Origin of the sequence: Colwellia sp. MB02u-9, assembly GCF_014077085.1 — a bacterium.
Lineage (GTDB): Bacteria > Pseudomonadota > Gammaproteobacteria > Enterobacterales > Alteromonadaceae > Cognaticolwellia.
This window is the reverse complement of record NZ_JACGVF010000094.1, coordinates 238,152-257,721: the sequence shown is the minus strand read 5'-3', so window position 1 is coordinate 257,721 and position 19,570 is coordinate 238,152. Positions and strand designations below refer to the sequence as shown.

Annotated in this window: 11 protein-coding genes; 8 read left to right on the top strand and 3 right to left on the bottom strand. The window is 39.9% G+C overall.

From position 1 onward, the window contains the following. The first annotated feature begins 219 nt into the window (after window positions 1-219). Window positions 220-8,880 (top strand): Ig-like domain-containing protein, encoded by an 8,661-nt coding sequence (locus H4J65_RS09790; RefSeq protein WP_182197931.1) that lies wholly within the window; start codon window positions 220-222, stop codon window positions 8,878-8,880. A gap of 607 nt (window positions 8,881-9,487) precedes the next feature. Here the strand turns inward: H4J65_RS09790 and H4J65_RS09785 are convergent. After that, window positions 9,488-10,354, bottom strand: a complete 867-nt coding sequence (locus H4J65_RS09785) for a LysR substrate-binding domain-containing protein (protein ID WP_182137845.1) — start codon at window positions 10,352-10,354, stop codon at window positions 9,488-9,490. Between the two features lie 221 nt (window positions 10,355-10,575). On the opposite strand from H4J65_RS09785, the gene H4J65_RS09780 reads away from it, so the two are divergent. Together H4J65_RS09780 and fghA are read left to right on the top strand one after the other, a co-directional pair. Next, entirely contained in the window at window positions 10,576-11,706 is a 1,131-nt protein-coding gene (locus H4J65_RS09780; RefSeq protein WP_220461236.1) for an S-(hydroxymethyl)glutathione dehydrogenase/class III alcohol dehydrogenase, read from the top strand. Window positions 11,707-11,832: 126 nt separating this feature from the next. Next, on the top strand, window positions 11,833-12,684 hold the full coding sequence (gene fghA / locus H4J65_RS09775) for an S-formylglutathione hydrolase (RefSeq protein WP_220465121.1): 852 nt from the start codon (window positions 11,833-11,835) through the stop codon (window positions 12,682-12,684). Between the two features lie 195 nt (window positions 12,685-12,879). On the opposite strand, the gene H4J65_RS09770 is transcribed toward fghA, so the two are convergent. After that, a complete protein-coding gene (locus H4J65_RS09770) occupies window positions 12,880-13,533 on the bottom strand; it encodes a response regulator transcription factor (protein ID WP_182197929.1) in 654 nt (217 codons plus the stop codon). Then, window positions 13,523-14,929: a cache domain-containing protein gene (locus tag H4J65_RS09765; protein ID WP_182197926.1), complete on the bottom strand. Its 1,407-nt coding sequence runs from the start codon at window positions 14,927-14,929 to the stop codon at window positions 13,523-13,525. The genes H4J65_RS09770 and H4J65_RS09765 overlap by 11 nt, the downstream gene beginning before the upstream one ends. A 197-nt stretch (window positions 14,930-15,126) precedes the next feature. Here H4J65_RS09765 and H4J65_RS09760 point away from each other — a divergent pair, with 197 nt between their 5' ends. The 5 genes from H4J65_RS09760 to H4J65_RS09740 all read left to right on the top strand — a co-directional run bounded on the left by H4J65_RS09760 (window position 15,127) and on the right by H4J65_RS09740 (window position 19,520). After that, a complete protein-coding gene (locus tag H4J65_RS09760) occupies window positions 15,127-16,206 on the top strand; it encodes a TRAP transporter substrate-binding protein (RefSeq protein WP_182137848.1) in 1,080 nt (359 codons plus the stop codon). A gap of 60 nt (window positions 16,207-16,266) precedes the next feature. Continuing rightward, window positions 16,267-16,788: a TRAP transporter small permease subunit gene (locus H4J65_RS09755; protein ID WP_182137849.1), complete on the top strand. Its 522-nt coding sequence runs from the start codon at window positions 16,267-16,269 to the stop codon at window positions 16,786-16,788. Beyond that, window positions 16,785-18,065 (top strand): TRAP transporter large permease subunit, encoded by a 1,281-nt coding sequence (locus H4J65_RS09750; protein WP_182137850.1) that lies wholly within the window; start codon window positions 16,785-16,787, stop codon window positions 18,063-18,065. The genes H4J65_RS09755 and H4J65_RS09750 overlap by 4 nt, the downstream gene beginning before the upstream one ends. 42 nt (window positions 18,066-18,107) lie before the next feature. Then, window positions 18,108-18,866 (top strand): sulfite exporter TauE/SafE family protein, encoded by a 759-nt coding sequence (locus H4J65_RS09745; protein ID WP_182137851.1) that lies wholly within the window; start codon window positions 18,108-18,110, stop codon window positions 18,864-18,866. A gap of 237 nt (window positions 18,867-19,103) precedes the next feature. Further along, on the top strand, window positions 19,104-19,520 hold the full coding sequence (locus H4J65_RS09740; RefSeq protein ID WP_182197924.1) for a GFA family protein: 417 nt from the start codon (window positions 19,104-19,106) through the stop codon (window positions 19,518-19,520). Window positions 19,521-19,570 lie beyond the last annotated feature (50 nt).

Genomic DNA, 19,570 nt, shown 5'->3' with positions numbered 1-19,570 from the left:
CTGCTGAGTGCACGAGTTAATTATTTTTTAAACCTGTAGTTAACTCATTACCTATATAAGTGATTAGTATATAAGTGATTAGTGCACTTTTATCTCTCGTTAAAAATGGCTAATTCTCTTTTTATTATGTTAGCCCTGTACCTGCAGGCGCCAAGTAAAAGTCAAACGCAGGGCTTGTTTTGTTGTGCTTCGCTTAAAATTCCAAAAGAGTATCATTAAATGAATAAAAAAATGTCTTTTATACCTAGCTTCCTCAAAGCCTTGGCGCTTGTGGTTTGCCTAATGTGGAACTTTTTAAGCCATGCTGTGCCCTTGAACACACCAGTATTTAGTGTTAGCTTTTCCCCAACAACGATAGGTCCTGGTAGTGTCTCAACTATGACCTATACCATTGACAACTCGGCGCAGGCAACCGGTGTTAGTGGACTTACCTTTACCAACACACTCCCTGCCGGTATGACCATCGCTTCACCGGCTTTTGCACTCAATACTTGTCGTAACGGTAGCTATGTTTCAACACCAGGGAGTAGCGTGACCTCCTTTAGTGATTACCGTTTGGGCGCAGGTGCAAGCTGTAGTTTTCAAGTCGATGTTACTAGCACCATTGCAGGTGCTTATACTAATATCACAGGCGCACTAAGTACTAGCGCTGGCAGTGTGGTTACGAGCTCAGCTACCTTAACAGTCGATGATAATCGTCCAGTTTTTAGTATGGCTTTTTCACCGGCTATAATTGCCCCAGGCGCGGTTAGTACCTTAACTTATACCATAGATAATAGTGCTAATAGCTCAATTGCTAGCTCTCTATATTTTACCAATAACTTGCCAACCGGACTTACTGTTTATGAGAAGCCTAATATTACTAATAGCTGCACAGCAACGGTGGTTGCAGAGCCTAGGTCTACCTCGTTAATCAGCTATTCTGGAAGGGTGGTTGCCGGTTCAACCTGTACTGTTTCAGTAGATGTAACAGCGCCTTCTGCTGGCGTTTATCAGACTAAAAGTATTGATTTATCATATCAAGGCTCAAGTGTCAGTGGACAGGCTAGCGCTGAACTAACAGTGGGTAGTTCATTTATGTTTATGACCTTTCCAAACGCCAGTGCCCCAGGTACAACTGTCGACCTTACTTATACTATTAATAATTTAGATAGAATTAATACCGCTTTAGATATCGGCTTTACCAATGATCTTAATGCGACATTAAGTGGATTAACAGCGACAGCACTGCCGTCTGACGGTTTTTGTGGCGCTGGCTCTAGCCTAACAATACCAAGCCCAATTTTAGACATTAACGGCCGCAGCACAGGTCCAAGCCCGATTACCGTTGCGGGTGCTAATTTGTCGGCAGGAGCTTCCTGTACATTTAAGATCAGCGTGTTAATACCTACAAGTGCTGCTGCGGGGAGTTATACTAACACCACAAGTATTATTGACTTAACTTTAGGTTCGGTCACTACTAAAGCCGCGTCCACTAATACACTGGTAATTAAAAAGGCACCGCAAGTCAGCATGTCTTTTCTTAACAATACTGTTAATAGCGGTGAAAACCTGACCTTGCGTTATGTGGTTACTAATACCGATCCGACGAATAGCGTTACTAATTTAGGGTTTACTATGCCTATAGATTCTATAGTTTCTGGTATGGTGTCGAATACATTACCCGATGCAAATACCTGTGGCGCTGGCAGCACCTTCTCAGACCTACTATCTATTACTAATTTTGTTGATAGGGATTTCAAATTTGCTGGTGGAACAATAAGCGCTGGGGGCAACTGTACTTTTGATCTTGTGCTTACTTTACCTGCAGACAATTCTTCGGCTAATTATCTTCTCACTACTTCAATTATTGCTGGCACTGTTAATGGTGAAACTGTTTATGGTAATCAAGGTCAGGACACTTTATCGGTTATTAGTGCCGCTAAATTGTCCTTGGCAATTGTTGAAGAACAAATAGCACCAGGGGGGCAAGTGACCCTAGAGTTTACGCTTGATTACAGTGAAAGTGCTATCGCAGATGTTTCCAACCTTGCCTTTACGGTTGATTTGAATACTGTTTTGAGTGGCCTGACTGCAGTATCAACACCTTCCGGTGACGTTTGTGGTGCTGGCTCAACTATTAGTGGCAGCTCAATACTCACATTTTCTAGTGGCTCTTTATCGAGTGCTAGCCAATGTACTTTTTCTGTTACACTGTTAGTACCTAATAATGCAACTCCTAGCACTATTACGTTAACCAGCTCAGCAGTAACAGGAAGTACAGGTGGGCAAGCAGTTAACAGCGCTGCAGCCTCTGATACTCTTGTGATCAGTGCCTTGCATTTAACTAAGTCTTTTAGTCCTGACGTTGTTTTAGCAGGTGATATTATTTCGCTGACTTATACGCTTACCAACAGCTCTGCAGATGCTACACTGATTAGTTTTACTGATCCAATGAGTTCAGTGATTAACTCATTTCAGGCGATCACTCTACCTACCGATCCTTGTGGTGTCGGGTCAAGTATCACAGTTACAACGTCTAGAGGTATAACGTCTTTAACTTTTGCAGGAGGAAATTTAAAATCGGGAGAATCCTGTACCTTTATTGTTGATCTTCAAGTACCAGCTGGTGCGGCAGATGGAGTATACAACAGTGTAACTAGCAATGTTAATGGTACTGTTAATGGCAGTAACACAATTAGTGTTGCTGCAACGGCTACATTGGAAGTTCAATCGTTAACCGCATTGCTTACAAGCACTGCAGGCAATCCAACAGCCAGTAGCCCTATACTTGTTAATATTAATTTTAGCCGCGACGTAGTCAACTTTACAGTTAATGACTTAGTTGTTAATAATGGTACCTTAGCTAACTTTAGTGGTTCAGGTAATAGCTATCAGGTCGATCTTACCCCCTCAAGTAACGGTGAGGTGACGGTAGATTTACCCGCTAATAGCGTTGATGATCTGGTAGATAATAGCCTTGCAAACTCTTCGTCTAACCAGTTATCGCTTGTGTATAACAACAATGCCTTTATTTCTGCGTTAGTTCCAGCAGCTAATATACAAGTGCAAGGTAGCAGCTTCAATATCTCTGGGACTAGTCCGACCGAGGGCATGGTGATCTACCTTTACAGCGACAATAACAATGATGGTGTTGCTGATAATAATACGGCGTTAGCGTCTACATCTGTTAATGGAGGTAGTTGGACATTAGATGCTCCAGTTACGCTCGGCAATGCGAATAATTTTTTAGTGGGCAATCAAACAACACGGGCCATAGAAGTTATCGATATACCGACGATTACAGAGATAACAAATTTTGCACCAGTTATCAGTGGTTCGCCGGGCAATGTTGCAGTAGAAGATTCAGTGTATACTTTTACGCCAACGGTCACAGATACAAATAGCAGTGATACCCAAACCTTTAGTATTAACATTAAACCTAGCTGGGCAACGTTTAGCACGACAACAGGCGCCTTAACGGGCACACCGACTAATGCGGATGTTGGTACCACCTCAGGTATTGTCATCAGTGTTGCCGATAGTGCGAATACATCAGACAGCTTAGCGGCCTTTAATCTGACCGTGACAAACACCAACGATGCGCCGGTAATAACAGGTACGCCAGCCACAACGGTGGCTGAAGATATTGCCTACAGCTTTACTCCTATAGTTTCTGATGTTGATGCAGGTGATACCCAAAGCTTTAGTATTAACATTAAACCTAGCTGGGCAACGTTTAGCACAATAACCGGTAGCTTAACGGGCACACCGACTAATGATGATATTGGTACCACCTCAGGTATTGTCATCAGTGTTGCCGATGCTGCGAATGCAACAGTAAGCTTAGCGGCCTTTACTATCACAGTGTCAAACACCAATGATGCGCCGGTAATAATAGGTACACCAGCCACAACGGTAGCTGAAGACAGTAGTTATAGCTTTATCCCAACAGTTTCTGATGTTGATGCAGGGGATACCCAAACTTTTAGTATTAATATTAAACCTAGCTGGGCAACGTTTAGTACTTCAACAGGTGGCTTAACGGGCACGCCGACTAATGCGGATGTTGGAACCACCTCAGGTATTATCATTAGTGTTGCCGATAGTGCGAATGCATCAGACAGCTTAGTGGCCTTTAATCTGACCGTGTCAAACACCAACGATGCGCCGGTAATAACAGGTGCGCCAGCAACAACTGCGGTTGAAGATGCTGCCTACAGTTTTACTCCAACAGTTTCTGATGTTGATGCAGGTGATACCCAAAGCTTTAGTATTAACATTAAACCTAGCTGGGCAACGTTTAATGCGACAACTGGTACGTTAACCGGCACACCAGTTCAAGCCGATATAGGTACCACCTCAGGTATTATCATCAGTGTTGCCGATGCTGCGAATGCAACAGTAAGCTTAGCGGCCTTTACTATCACAGTGTCAAACACCAATGATGCGCCGGTAATAACAGGTACGCCAGCAACAACGGTAGCTGAAGACAGTAGTTATAGCTTTATCCCAACAGTTTCTGATGTTGATGCAGGGGATACCCAAACTTTTAGTATTAATATTAAACCTACCTGGGCAACGTTTAGCACAATAACTGGTAGCTTAACGGGCACACCGACTAATGCGGATGTTGGAACCACCTCAGGTATTGTCATCAGTGTTGCCGATAGTGCGAATGCATCAGACAGCTTAGTGGCCTTTAATCTGACCGTGTCAAACACCAACGATGCGCCGGTAATAACAGGTGCGCCAGCAACAACTGCGGTGGAAGATGCTGCCTACAGCTTTACTCCAACAGTTTCTGATGTTGATGCAGGGGATACCCAAACCTTTAGCATTAGCAATAAGCCCACATGGGCAACGTTTAATGCGACAACTGGTACGTTAACCGGCACACCAGTTCAAGCCGATATAGGTACCACCTCAGGTATTGTCATTAGTGTTGCCGATGCTGCGAATGCAACAGTAAGCTTAGCGGCCTTTACTATCACAGTGTCAAACACCAATGATGCGCCGGTAATAACAGGTACGCCAGCAACAACGGCGGCTGAAGATACTGCCTACAGCTTTACTCCAATAGTTTCTGATGTTGATGCAGGTGACACCCAGACTTTTAGCATTAGCAATAAACCTACCTGGGCAACGTTTAGCACTTCAACAGGCGCCTTAACGGGCACACCCATTAATGCGGATGTTGGTATAACTAGTGGTATTATCATTAGTGTTACCGATGCTGCGAATGCATCGGTAAGCTTAGCGGGCTTTACTATCACAGTGACAAACACCAATGATGCGCCGGTAATAACAGGTACTCCAGCAACAACGGTGGCTGAAGAGGACGCCTATAGTTTTACCCCAACGGTGACTGATGATATTGGTGATACCCAAACCTTTAGTATTACTAATAAACCTAGTTGGGCAACGTTTAACGCGTTAACCGGCGCATTAACCGGCACTCCTTCGAGAACAGATGCTGCAGATTATGCAGATATTGTGATTAGTGTTACTGATAGTGCTAATACCGTAGGAAGTTTGCTTGCCTTTACCATTACGGTGACTAATACCAATGAAGCTCCTGTGGCTGATGCACAAACTCTATCACTTGAAGAAGATAGCGAGTTAACCATCATATTATCTGCCGAGGATTTTGATGAAGATGAATTAACCTATGCCATTTTGACTGAGCCAGTGCATGGTTCTTTAGTTCAATCAACTGATAATATATGGATTTATACAGCGAATACAAACTTCAACGGCACGGATAACTTTACTTATAAAGCAATGGATGCAGAAACTGATTCTGAGCCAGTAACTGTTGAGTTAACGATCAACCCTGTTAATGATGCACCTGTCGCTCAAGATGACACAATTGTTCTTACTTATAGTGAAAACGGACGTTATAACCTTGATGTGTTAAATAATGACAGCGATGTTGATGGCGATGTTTTGAGCATTATTAATGCTAATAGCGCTATTGGTAATACGCGCATCGAAGTAGGAGAATTGATTTTTCAAATACAAGGTGTTTTCGAAGGTGAGATTAAATTACAGTATGCTATTAGCGATGGCAATGCCGTCAAGGATAACGATGATAGTAAAGCAAACGTAACACTTGTTTTTGATAACCATATTGATGCCTTACTGCCTGTTATTACTCTACCTCAGGATATTGATATTAATGCGACGGCTTTATTTACTAAGGTTGACTTAGGTGTTGCTACCGCTATTAACAGTGAAGGTGGTTCAGTGCCTGTTTCTCTTGTTGATGGCATTACACGCTTTGTCCCAGGTAATAACTTGGTCTATTGGCAAGCGCAAGACAGTGATGGCTTTAAGCGAGTTGTTACGCAGCGTGTTACCGTTCAGCCATTAGTTAATATTGCTGTAGACAGCCAAGGTACTGAGGGTTCTCATTATAAAGTCGCTGTTCACTTAAATGGTGAGTCACCGACTTATCCTGTCATCGTTCCTTACTCTGTAAGTGGTGATGCGGATAGTAATGACCATGACTTAGTATTAGGTGAGCTTATCATTGATTCTGGTTTATTGGGCTATATCGAATTTGATACCTTTAGTGATGGGGTAGTTGAAGCCGATGAAGTCGTTGTTATCACCCTTGATAATAATGTTAATTTAGGTGCGAAGTCAGTATTCACCTTAACCATTACTGAAGGTAATCTTGCGCCACAAGCAAGTATTACGGTTTCTCAAGATAATGAACAACGGACACTGATTGATAAAACTTTAGGAGAAGTGGTTATTACCAGTGAAGTATTTGATGCTAATAATGACGATAACCATAGTTACACTTGGACGAGTGTTAGCGGTGTATTAGTTGACAGTGATGCAGAGGATACAAGCTTTACCTTTGACCCAACAAATGTAGCAACAGGTCAGCAAACATTATCACTTAACGTCACCGATAATGGTGAGTCGCCATTAAGCACTGTAGTATTTGTCTACCTTGATATTGTTGAGGCATTACCGACATTAACTGATATTGATAGCGACGGTGACTTAATTCCTGATAATGCTGAAGGCCATGGTGATATAGATGATGACGGTATTGCTGATTACTTAGATAACAATAATAGTCGTTGTAATATACAAACTTCAGAAATAAGTCAGCATGAGTTATACCTTATTGAGACTGAGCCAAGTACTTGTTTACGCCGAGGCATTAATACGGCGAGTAACCAGTCTGGTGCATTATTACTGAGTGTAAATGAAGTTATCAATGATAATGAAGCGATAAATGTTGGCGGTATTTTTGACTTTATCTTAAGTGGATTACCTGTTGCAGGACAAAGTATCAGTCTGGTATTACCACAACGCTTACCTATTCCTGAAAATGCTATTTATCGTAAATTAACGTCAGATAAGGTTTGGGTTGAATTTGTAGTAGATACTAATAATTATTATTCATCAGCCGCTGGCGAAATTGGATACTGTCCTGCGCCAAATGATGAAAGTTGGTCCCTCGGGTTGACCGCTGGCCATTGGTGTGTGCAGTTAACGCTAGAAGATGGTGGCCTAAATGATGATGATGGTGTTGCCAATAGTCGTATCGTGGACCCTAGCGGTGTTGGTGTTTTTAACAACAACAATACCTTACCAGAAATTATGTCAGAGCAGGTTGTGACAACACAAAATAAATCAGTGACAATTGATGTGCTTGCTAATGATATAGATAGCGATGAAGACAGTTTGAGTATTACCAGTGCAATTGTTGATTTTGGTAATGTGACGATTGTAGACCAACAATTACACTATCAACCTGACGCTAACTTCTTTGGTTTAGCGACCATCATTTATGGTGTGAGTGACGGCAACAATGGTACAGGCTTTGGTGATGTAGCTGTCAACGTTATTGAAAATACAGCGCCTGTTACTGTAGATGATAGTGCCACTACGGATGATAGAACAGCCATAACTATTGATGTACTAGCGAACGACACTGATGTTGATAACGACGAATTAACTTTGATAAGTGTCAGTGCAGAGCAAGGTGGTATCATTATCAGCAATAACATGCTGGTTTATACGCCGCTTGATAGTTTTGACGGTTTTGATACTGTTACCTATCACATTAGTGATAATAATGGTGGTGAAAGTCAGGGGCAAGTTGCGGTCACAGTTAATGCTTATGAAACCATTATTATTACCAATAAATCGAGTGGCGGTAGTTTGGGGTCAATCATTTTACTGTTAGGAAGTGTAATGCTATTTATTCGACGAAAAAGCACTTTAGTGATGTCTAAAACAGCAACAGGTAAAACATTAGTGCAATGCTTTAGTTTATGGGGGCTGCTTAGCTTTAACATAATTTTTAGTAGTTATGCTGCTCAAGCAGCAAAGTTCGACATTTTCATTAAAGCTGAACTTGGTCAAGGCAAAGCAAAAACTTCAGGGATTTCTAAGCAAGTTCCTGTTGGGATTATTACTCATATTGATAATAAAGCAACAAGCTGGTCTATAGGTGTAGGGACTAATATCACCAAAGATTGGAGTGTAACACTTAGTTATGTTGATATGGGTGAAGGGTCTTTAGCAATCACGGGGGATACGCTTATCGCTAGTGAGTATCACCAAAGTGTTGCTAAAATTGTACCTGTTTTAGTTAAAGGGGTCGGACTTAATGGTCACTATCATTTTTTACAAAGTGAGCAATATAATGCCTCTGTTCTATTTGGGTTGTTAACTTGGGACAGTGATGTTGTTAGTGCCTATGAAGACCAACGCATTGATCATGATAACGATGGTATAGATATGTATTATGGCATTGAAGGCACTTATAAAATAGATGAGGCGTGGGGAGTTAATGCTGGCATTAAGCGTTATGCGCTTGATGTTAATGATGTTGATATCGCCTATTTAGGATTGACGTATGAATTTTAAACTTTAATTTAAAATACTTATTTCGCACTTAATCTCGCATGCGGGCAAACTGTATGCGCTGAGTGTAAAATGAAGACTTTAAAAACTAAAAACATAGATTTAAGTAAAATACACCTATCAAAGAGTGTATATTTTATTTCTCAAACACAGGTGTAGAGGCATATATTATAAATACCTGTTTCACTTTATACTCTGGTACCGCAATAGTAAATGTTAGTGTTGTGATTAAAATACAATTGCGCAACATATAAAAAAGTAGCTATAAGTACTGAATTTAAAAAGTGCCTAAGTAACCCAGCCCAATCTGTAAGGCATTCATTATTAAGCTAAACCATCCAAATAAATATCAATATGGATGGTTTTATTGCAAATAGGGCTTACGCAACAGGTTTTCTAATAGCAATGCAAAAATTGTAGCCATCAAAGAAAGCAATCTAAGAAAGTCACCACTTAAATATCAGCGAAGTTAGTCAGCTTAATCTGCGGTTATTACATCGGTTGCTTTTTGTAATCACAGCGCTATTGAGTCGCTAGCATTTATGTTTAGGTATGTTTAGCTATTTATAGCAAATGAGTATCATTAAACCACTGTGAAAAACCCAACAGATTACACTAACTGCTCAGCCAAGTAGTCCACCAGTAGCCTTATTCTAGGGGATAAATGACGATTTTGCGGGTAAACTGCCCATATACCTTCATCAAGAGCACGATAATTATCTAATAAAGAGATCAGTTCACCACTTCGTAGGTGTTGCTGCACATAATAATCGGGTAATTGCACTATGCCTAAGCCTTTGAGTGCGGCATCGGTTAAACTATGACCACTGTTATAGCGTAATCGACCTTTGACGCGGACACTTTTTTCTTTGTTTAATTCTCTAAAGTGCCAATAATCAGCTGTGCCCAATAAACAGTTGTGTTTACTTAGCTCTGATATAGAGTGGGGTATGCCATGACTGTCGAGATAACGTGGTGAGGCACAAACATAGTTGCTTCGTTTACCTAATTTTTTTGCCATCATAGACGAATCACTTAATTTCCCCAGACGAATGGCTAAATCATAACCATCTTCGGCTAAATCAATTTGTCGGTTACTCAAGTAAGCCGATACTTCAACATCGCTATAGCGCTTTACAAAATTATTCACGAGCGGCAATATTTGTTTTTCACCATAGGTTACTGGTGCGGTGAGTTTAATTTTACCTTGAGGTTTTGATTGCAGATTGGTGATTGCCCGCTCTGCTGCGTCTAAGCCATCAAGTACGCTGCGACAGTGCTGATAAAAAACCCGTCCTTCTTCTGTTAAAGAAACTTTGCGGGTAGTACGGTAAAATAACTTTATATTTAGGCGCTTTTCTAACGCACTTATTTGACGGCTTACTTGCGCAGTTGATATGGCCATTTTTTTTGAGGCCAGTGTGAAGCTCTCATTTTCGGCGACATATACAAATTCGCTAATCCCTTCCCATTGCATAATTGTTACCTATATGTACAAATACTTTTATAAATTACTATATTATCACTTTTTAAGAAACAATTATAATAGCCGTCAGTAATAGCAGATTACGGCTATTATTGTTACCAGCTGGTAAAAGTGAATTGTATTCTAGTGGTATTATCATGCCTAAAAGAATGTATTAAACTACAGCCAATAGTAAAAGTAGAAATATCTATCAATTGAAGGTGAGCATAAATATGTCAGACAAGTTTATTAAATCAAAAGCGGCTATTGCTTGGGGACCTAAGCAACCATTATCTATCGAAGAAGTCGATGTGATGTTACCGCGCAAAGGCGAAGTGCTAGTAAAGGTTATCGCCTCAGGCGTATGTCATACCGATGCATTTACGCTTTCAGGAGAAGATCCAGAAGGAATTTTTCCTGTTATTTTAGGCCACGAAGGTGGTGGTATTGTTGAACAAATTGGTGAAGGTGTTACTAGTGTACAAGTGGGCGATCATGTTATCCCTTTATACACACCAGAATGTGGCGAATGTAAATTTTGTTTATCGGGAAAAACCAACCTTTGTCAAAAAATTCGTGAAACCCAAGGTAAAGGGCTAATGCCTGATGGCACTACGCGTTTTTATAAAGACGGCCAACCCATTTTTCATTATATGGGCTGCTCTACGTTCTCTGAATACACGGTATTACCTGAGATTTCTTTAGCGAAAGTAAATAAAACTGCACCGTTAGAAGAAGTTTGCTTATTAGGTTGTGGCGTTACTACGGGTATGGGCGCTGTGATGAATACGGCGAAAGTTGAAGAGGGCGCAACCGTTGCTATCTTTGGTCTTGGCGGTATTGGTTTATCGGCAGTTATTGGCTCAACTATGGCGAAAGCGAGCCGTATTATTGCAATTGATATTAACGAAAGTAAGTTTGAGTTAGCCAGAAAACTCGGTGCTACTGATTGTATTAATCCGAAAGATTACGATAAGCCGATTCAAGACGTAATTGTTGAATTAACTGATGGCGGCGTTGATTACTCGTTTGAATGTGTGGGTAACGTCGACTTAATGCGCTCTGCTTTAGAGTGTTGTCATAAAGGTTGGGGTGAGTCAGTCGTTATTGGTGTTGCCGGTGCAGGGCAAGAGATAAAAACCCGTCCGTTCCAACTTGTGACTGGGCGAGTATGGAGAGGATCGGCATTTGGTGGTGTTAAGGGGCGTACTGAATTACCTGATTACGTAGAACGCTACTTACAAGGTGAATTCAAATTAAGTGATTTTATTACTCATACTATGGCACTTGAAGATATTAATGATGCGTTTGAGTTGATGCACAAAGGCGAAAGTATTCGCAGTGTTATTCACTTTGATAAGTAAACTTTATTTTAATCGCTGTGACTTATCTTAAAAATAAATTGCAAACTATCTTAATATAACTTTTATTCCCCCTTTTTTGCAGCATAAGCTGTGAGCACAAAAGGGGGTAATATGGTGAGGTGTACCATGACAATTGAGCATTTAATAGAAAACGTTAGTGTAAATAAAAGCTTTGGTGGCTGGCAGAAACAATATAGCCATCAATCCAAAATCTTGAATTGTACTATGCGCTTTGCTATTTACCTGCCGCCGCAAGTATCAAACGGCGAAAAAGTACCGGTGTTGTATTGGCTTTCAGGCTTAACATGCAGTGATGAAAACTTTATGCAAAAAGCTGGTGCACAGCGTATAGCTGCCGAATTAGGTATGGCTATTGTTGCTCCAGATACTAGTCCACGCGGCGAGGGTGTTGCCGATGATGAAGGTTATGATTTGGGTCAAGGGGCAGGCTTTTATGTCAATGCCACCCAAGCACCTTGGAATCGTCATTATCAGATGTACGATTATGTGGTTAATGAGTTGCCAGCGATAATTGAAGCAGCATTTGAAGTGTCAGATCAACGCGCTATTAGTGGTCATTCGATGGGTGGACACGGCGCATTAACTATTGCGATGTTAAATCCTGAAAGCTATAGCTCAATGTCGGCATTTAGCCCCGTTTGTAATCCAGTGCAAGCGCCTTGGGGCAAAAAAGCTTTTACCACTTATCTAGGTAAAGACAAAGCTGATTGGCGCAATCATGATGCCAGTGAATTAATGCGCAAAGCCACGGCGTTTATTCCAGCTAAAGTGGCTCAAGGCGGTGCGGATAACTTCCTAGTTGAGCAGTTAAAGCCTGAAACATTAGTAGCGGCAGCTAAAGATAATGGTTATCCATTAGAGTTAACTATTCATGAAGGTTATGATCACAGTTATTACTTTATCTCATCATTTATTGAAGAGCACCTGCGCTTTCATGCCGAGCACTTTGCCCAATAGCAGCATCACGGCCGTTGCACGATTTGACGGCCGTTTTTCTGGCATTAACCTGAGTTTTTCATAGCCTAGTATCTTACGGGGCAAAGCCAATGAACATCCGCATTAAATTTACTGATGACCATTAAAAACGCAGTTTTTTTTAGCTTATATTTTCTCTTTTACAACCTATTATGCGCTATCTTCTGAATTCTATTCTCATTCTTTATTAATTAAGCCGTGGTTAATCGCAAAGCGAACAAGATCAGCCAGTGATTCTATATTGAGTTTAGCCTTTATATTGCGACGATGAGCTTCAACAGTACGAAAGCTTATGTCGAGCTTTTTAGCGATATCTTTACTGGAAAAACCTTGTGCAACAAATGAGAGAATAACTTGCTCACGTGTGGTTAACTTATCGTTTTCCATTTTCAATGGACTTTCTTGTAACATTTTTGCAATCGAACTACTAAAGTGGGTATTACCTTTGGTGACCGCTTTTATAGCAAAATAAACTTCCTCTGATGATGTGTCTTTTAATACATAACCTGAAGCGCCCGCTTGAATGGCGCTGTGAACAAACTCAGAACTATTATGCATAGTAAAAATTAACACTTTAGTATCGGGCAACTGCTCGGTAATAATCTCTGTTGCATCAATACCATTCATTAATGGCATACTGACATCCATCAAGATAACATTGGGTTTAAGCTCCTTAGCTTTATTTAGTGCATCTTTACCATCATGGGCTACGCCTATGACTTCGATATCATCGTAATAAGCCAGACAAGCAGACAATCCCCCTTGAACCATAGGGTGATCATCGACTAATAAAACTGATATTTTTTCTTGTGGTTTATTATCATGTATCATTTTGTTTTACTGCTCGATTTAAGTTATTAAAATAATTTGCAAAACTTTTCGTTGGAATTTTAACGGTTATTTCAGTGCCGGTTTTGGATGAGCTAATATGAAATTGACCCAACTGATATTCAACACGTTCAGCCAAGTTTCTTAAGCCAATACCTGAGTGCTTTTGTTTAGTTTTCGCGTTTACGTCAAAGCCTATACCATCATCTTTTATACTCAAGGTTAGCCAAGTTTGCTGTATTGAAATATCAATTAATACGAATTTAGCGCCAGCATGTTTTTTAATATTGGTGAGTGACTCTTGCACCACGCGGTAAAGCGTTGTATTAATAAAATCGGGTAACAGTTTTTTTAATGATGGTTTGCTGACTTTTATCTCAATATTTGTTTGTTTAGCGAAATCGCGACTCAGGTTTTCAATGGCGGCTGACAAACCTAGCTCGTCTAATATTTGGGGATGCATATGATGAGATATTCTGCGCACTTCTTGGATAGCAAAGCCTAAGTTATCTTCCGCCTGTTTAAGTGATGCTGGCTTTTCTTGTTTGTTTTTTCGAAGAAAAAAAGTAGTGGCTTCGAGCGAATATTTAATTGAAATTAAGGTTTGAATAATTCCATCATGTAACTCTCTTGAAATATGCCGGTTTTCTTCTTCTTGCACATCAATGATCCGTTGGCCTAATTCACTAATTTTTGCTTCAGCTCTTTTTTTATGACTTAGATTAACGGCAATGCCAAATAAAAATATAAAAAATATCGAAGAAAGCGCCACAATCAAAATAATTTTTTTAGTATAATTAATATGTAAATCAATCTCTTGATGTAAGTTGTTTAGTTGTGAGTAAACGTCATCTAAATAGACCCCAGTGCCTAACATCCATTGCCATTTATCAATGTAAACAGAATAGCCCAATTTGGGCGCTTTCACTTTTCCTGACGGTTTCAGCCAGTCATAGCGATAAAATCCTCCGCCAGCATGAGCATTTTCCAATAAAACTTGAATAATTTTATCGCCATTTTCACCTTCTAAATCCCACCAACTTTCCCCAACTCTATCTGGCTGTTTAGGGTGAACAATGGCGATGGCTTTATCATCATAAATAAAAAAATAGCCATCATCTCCGTTGTATAGCATATTTTTAAAGATGCTTGCCACCGCAACTTTAACCAGGTCTTTTTTATCTTCTGATAACTCAGTCATATGTTCGACCGATGAAAGTGCAATGGCTATATAGTTTTTTAATTCTTGTTCTTTTTGGGTAATAAGGAAAGTTTCCAGTGTTTTAACATTGAGATCAGACAATTCACGATATTGACTAGAAACGAAATAATAGATAATAAAAGAGGTTAAAATAACCTGAATTATGGCAAGATAAAACATCCGTGATGGAATTCTCATGTCAACAGCCTTTATTAATATCAAGATAAAAAATTTAATCATCGCAAAATTAGCACTAAATTTCTATCACAGATAAATAGTTAGGTAGTAATACCTAGTAAAGAAGTCTAATACTTCCTTACGGGCTATTATGTAAAAATTGACTACTTACGCAACAATGGGTTGCTTAAAATAGACTAATAGGTGGAAAGGTGAACATGTTAAAAACCTCAATACTAAAAGTATTATTCATTGCGTCAGTTGCATTCTCTGGATTTGCAAATGCTGATGCTGACGATAACAAAAAATACCGATGGAAATTAGCGGAAACTTGGGGGCCTAATTTTCCTATATTTGGTGACGCATCAAAAAATATGGCTCGTTTGGTTGACGAAATGTCAAATGGGCGATTAACCATTCGCATTGATTCTTCAAACAGACACAAGTCAGCCTTTGGTATTTTCGATTTTGTTAAAAATGGTCAATATCAAATGGGACATTCGGCATCTTATTATTGGAAAGGGAAAGACTTTAATACGATGTTTTTCACTACGCTTCCTTTTGGTATGACGGCACCTGAGCAATATGCTTGGTTCTACCATGGCGGCGGCATGGAATTAATGAAGTCGGTATATGACAAACACGGCATCATGTCATTTCCGGGCGGTAATACCGGTAATCAAATGGGAGGTTGGTTCCGTAAAGAAATTAATACTGTTGAAGATCTTAAAGGCTTAAAAATGCGCATTCCTGGATTTGCTGGTGAAGTACTTGCTAAGCTAGGGGCTAAACCGACTAATATTCCTTCTGCCGAACTCTATACTGCGCTAGAAAGAAATACTATTGACGCATTAGAATGGGTTGGCCCATCGCTTGATCTTAGAATGGGTTTTCATAAAATAGCGCCTTATTATTATACTGGCTGGCATGAACCTGCGACAGAACTGCAGTTTATGGTTAATCCAGAAGCTTATAATTCGTTACCTGAAGACTTGCAAAAAATTCTAACCGCAGCAATGAAACTGGCTGCTTACGATATGTACATTCAGTCGATGCATGAAAGTGGTAAAAACTTGGCGACTATTCAAGAAGATTATCCTCATGTAAAAATTAGATCGTTTCCAAAACCTGTTATGGCAGCAATTAAGCAAGCAAACGATGAACTTTTGCTAGAAGCCGCGGAGAAAGATCCTAAAACAAAAGAGATTTTAGATTCAATTGCCACTTATCAGAAACAAGTACGTGCCTGGACTAACTTTTCAGACCGCGCTTACCTAGATAACTTTGATTCGAAATAATTCACTTCTAACCATCACATACATACCTAGCCGCCATTGTTAGGTATGTGTGGAGACAACATGAATACTTTAATTAACCTATTAAGAAAAATCATTGATACGGTAGGAAACCTATGTAGCCTGCTGATGGTATTGATGATTTTAAATGTTTTCTATGACGTGGTATTACGATACTTTTTCAATGACGTCAGTATTGGTATGCAAGAACTTGAATGGCATTTTTTTGCTGCAATGTTTATGTTTGGTATCGGATACACCCTTAAAGAAGATGCACATGTCAGGGTAGACATAGTCTATGATCAATTATCTAGCAAGAAAAAAGCCATCATTAATCTTGTAGGATCGCTGTTTTTGGCGCTGCCATTTGCTTGTGTATTAATCTATTTTGGTTGGGATTATAGTTATGAAGCTTATGCTATTGGTGAAGGTAGTGGCGACCCTGGTGGCCTGCCACATCGCTGGATAATACGCAGTGTTATTCCCCTTTCTTCGCTATTTTTAGTGCTTTGCATTACTTATGTTGTGTTAACTCAAGTGAAAGCATTAATGACTAAACCCAACTTTAAAGAGGCGCAAAAATGACTGGAATAGTTTTATTTGCCGTAGCGTTAATGTTCCTGTTTTTTGGTTATTCAGTGGCTTTTACGTTTGCGGGTATCTCCCTTATTGTTGGCGTTCTCAGCCTAGGGACAGATCTTTTCGCCTTTATGCCATACCGCATCATGAGCATTATGGAAAATACCACGCTAATGGCTATTCCTATGTTTATTTTCATGGGTATTGTTTTACAAAAAACAGGCCTTGCTGAAAAATTATTAGAGTCTTCGGCAAAATTATTTGGTCAGGTAGCGGGTGGTTTGGCTATTTCAACCATTATCGTTGGAGCACTATTAGCGGCATCAACAGGTGTTGTTGGTGCAAGCGTTGTGGCGATGGGAGTGATATCTCTACCGGTAATGTTAAAAAACAATTATCATCAACCAACCGCTACTGGCGTTATTTGCGCCTCGGGTACCTTAGGACAAATCATTCCCCCCTCAATTATTTTGATTATATTGGGTGATGTGATGGGCGTGCCTGTGGGAGATTTGTTTAAAGCGGCGATATTGCCAGGCTTTTTGTTGATTTTGATGTATACGCTTTACATTCTTGTGCTAGGAAAAATAAAACCAGAATTTTGTCCACCTATGGTGGTGACAGAAAGTAAGCAGGAATTATTAATTCAAGCCCTGAAAGATATTGTGCCGCCAATGCTATTAATCATAACAGTGTTGGGGTCAATATTTGGTGGCATTGCTACGCCAACAGAGTCATCGGCCATAGGGGCTGTTGGCGCGGTTATATTAGCGACATGCTATGGTAAATTTTCCTTTAAAATGATCAATGACGTTTCAAAAGAGTCGGTAAAAGTGAGTTCTATGATCTTTGCTGTACTGCTCGGCGCTACGGCTTTTTCAATGGTTTTTACCTATTCAGGCAGTGACTTTATCGTTGAAGACTTTTTTATGGATCTTCCTGGTGGTCAATGGACATTTATATTATCTGCAATGGTGGCGATATTAATACTGGGTTTTTTCATTGATTTTATTGAAATTGCTTTTTTAGTTGTGCCAATTTTAACACCCATTGCCATGGCATTAGATATTGACTTAATTTGGTTTGCTATTCTTATTACGATGAATTTGCAAACATCATTTTTAACCCCGCCGTTTGGCTTTAGTCTGTTTTACTTAAAGGGGGTAGCCCCTAAATCAATAAAAACGCTAACCATATACAAAGGTGTGATTCCATTTATCCTAATGCAATTAGTTATTTTATCGCTAGTTTTATTGTTACCTGGATACCTGATCATTACATAACAGTTAGCGAGTTCACTATAGAGAACTAAAGGACTTATCTGAGTGAGTGAATATTGGTTTTATTTATTACTGACAATAACAGGATTTATTGCGGGAATTATCAACACATTAGCAGGGGGAGGCTCTAACTTAACTCTCCCTGCATTAATGATAATGGGTATGCCTGCTGACATAGCTAACGCGACTAACCGAGTGGGTGTGCTGTTACAATCAGTGTCAGGGATTGCTGGTTTTAAGAAATATAACAAGTTAGCAAGCCACGATTTACCTGCTATTTTAAGTTTAACTATACTGGGTGGTATATTTGGCGCATTGGCTGCGTTGGTGATGTCAGCGCAAACCCTTAAATATGTGCTACTTGGCTCAATGATCGCTATGTCGTTGGTGATGATTTTGGTGCCTAGTATAATATTACCCAATGTTGAAACAGCCCCTAAACTTGTTCGTTCAACACCCAGTTCCTGGCTAATACTGTTTATTTCGGGCTTTTATGGCGGATTAATACAAGCAGGTGTGGGTTTTATTTTGCTGTTTGCCCTTGCGGGCTCTCTTCATTACGATTTAGTGCGAGCCAATGCTTTAAAATTAGTGTGTACGCTAGCATTTACTTTAAGCGCTTTAGGCATTTTTATTTATCAAGACTTAATTCTTTGGTTACCGGGCCTAGCATTGGCCTTGGGTAATATCATCGGCGCTTGGATAGCGGTTAAGATATCAATAAACATAGAACCTAAATTATTGAAAATATTTATATTAATAATGACATTATTGGCGTGTGCTGCGGTGCTGTACCTAGATTAGCATGCAGTAACACTATGATATTTAAAAAGTAACGCCATAATCTTGAACGTTTAATGAGCACTAGAATACTAGATCAGTTATTACTTGTCCTCCATGTACTTTAAATAAAAAAATTAGACCTACGAATGCATGTCAGTATTATTACAAGTGCACTTACTGTCGATAAAGTGTCGAGAAATGTGTCGAACAAGCATTAAACCCTTAGCGGCATTGCTATGAATGAGGAATAATTAGCGTATGAAATATCCTATTAAAGGCTCCTGCCAATGTGGGCAAGTAACATACAAACTGTATGAACAACCTAGTAGGGTTTGGGCTTGTTATTGCACGGAATGCCAAAAGCTCTCTACTAGCCCATTTAGTGTTACAGCCATTATTGCGTCAAATGCTATTGAGTTTGAAGGTGAGTTAAATGAATGGAGTAGAATCGCCGATAGTGGTAACAGAAATAACGCAAAGTTCTGCTCAACTTGCGGGAATAGAGTTTATCATTACAACCCAGATGACTTAAGCACGATCAAATTAAAATTAAAACCAATCAGTTTAGCAGACGCCAGTATATTTAAACCATCGGCTCATGTTTGGGTAAGTGAAAAGCTCAGTTGGTGCCAGATCCCCAGTGGAGCTAAAACATTCGAAAAACAGCCTTTTTAGATTTATCCAATCAGGCGCAACTTATGCTCTAACGTGGTTAACCATGAGGG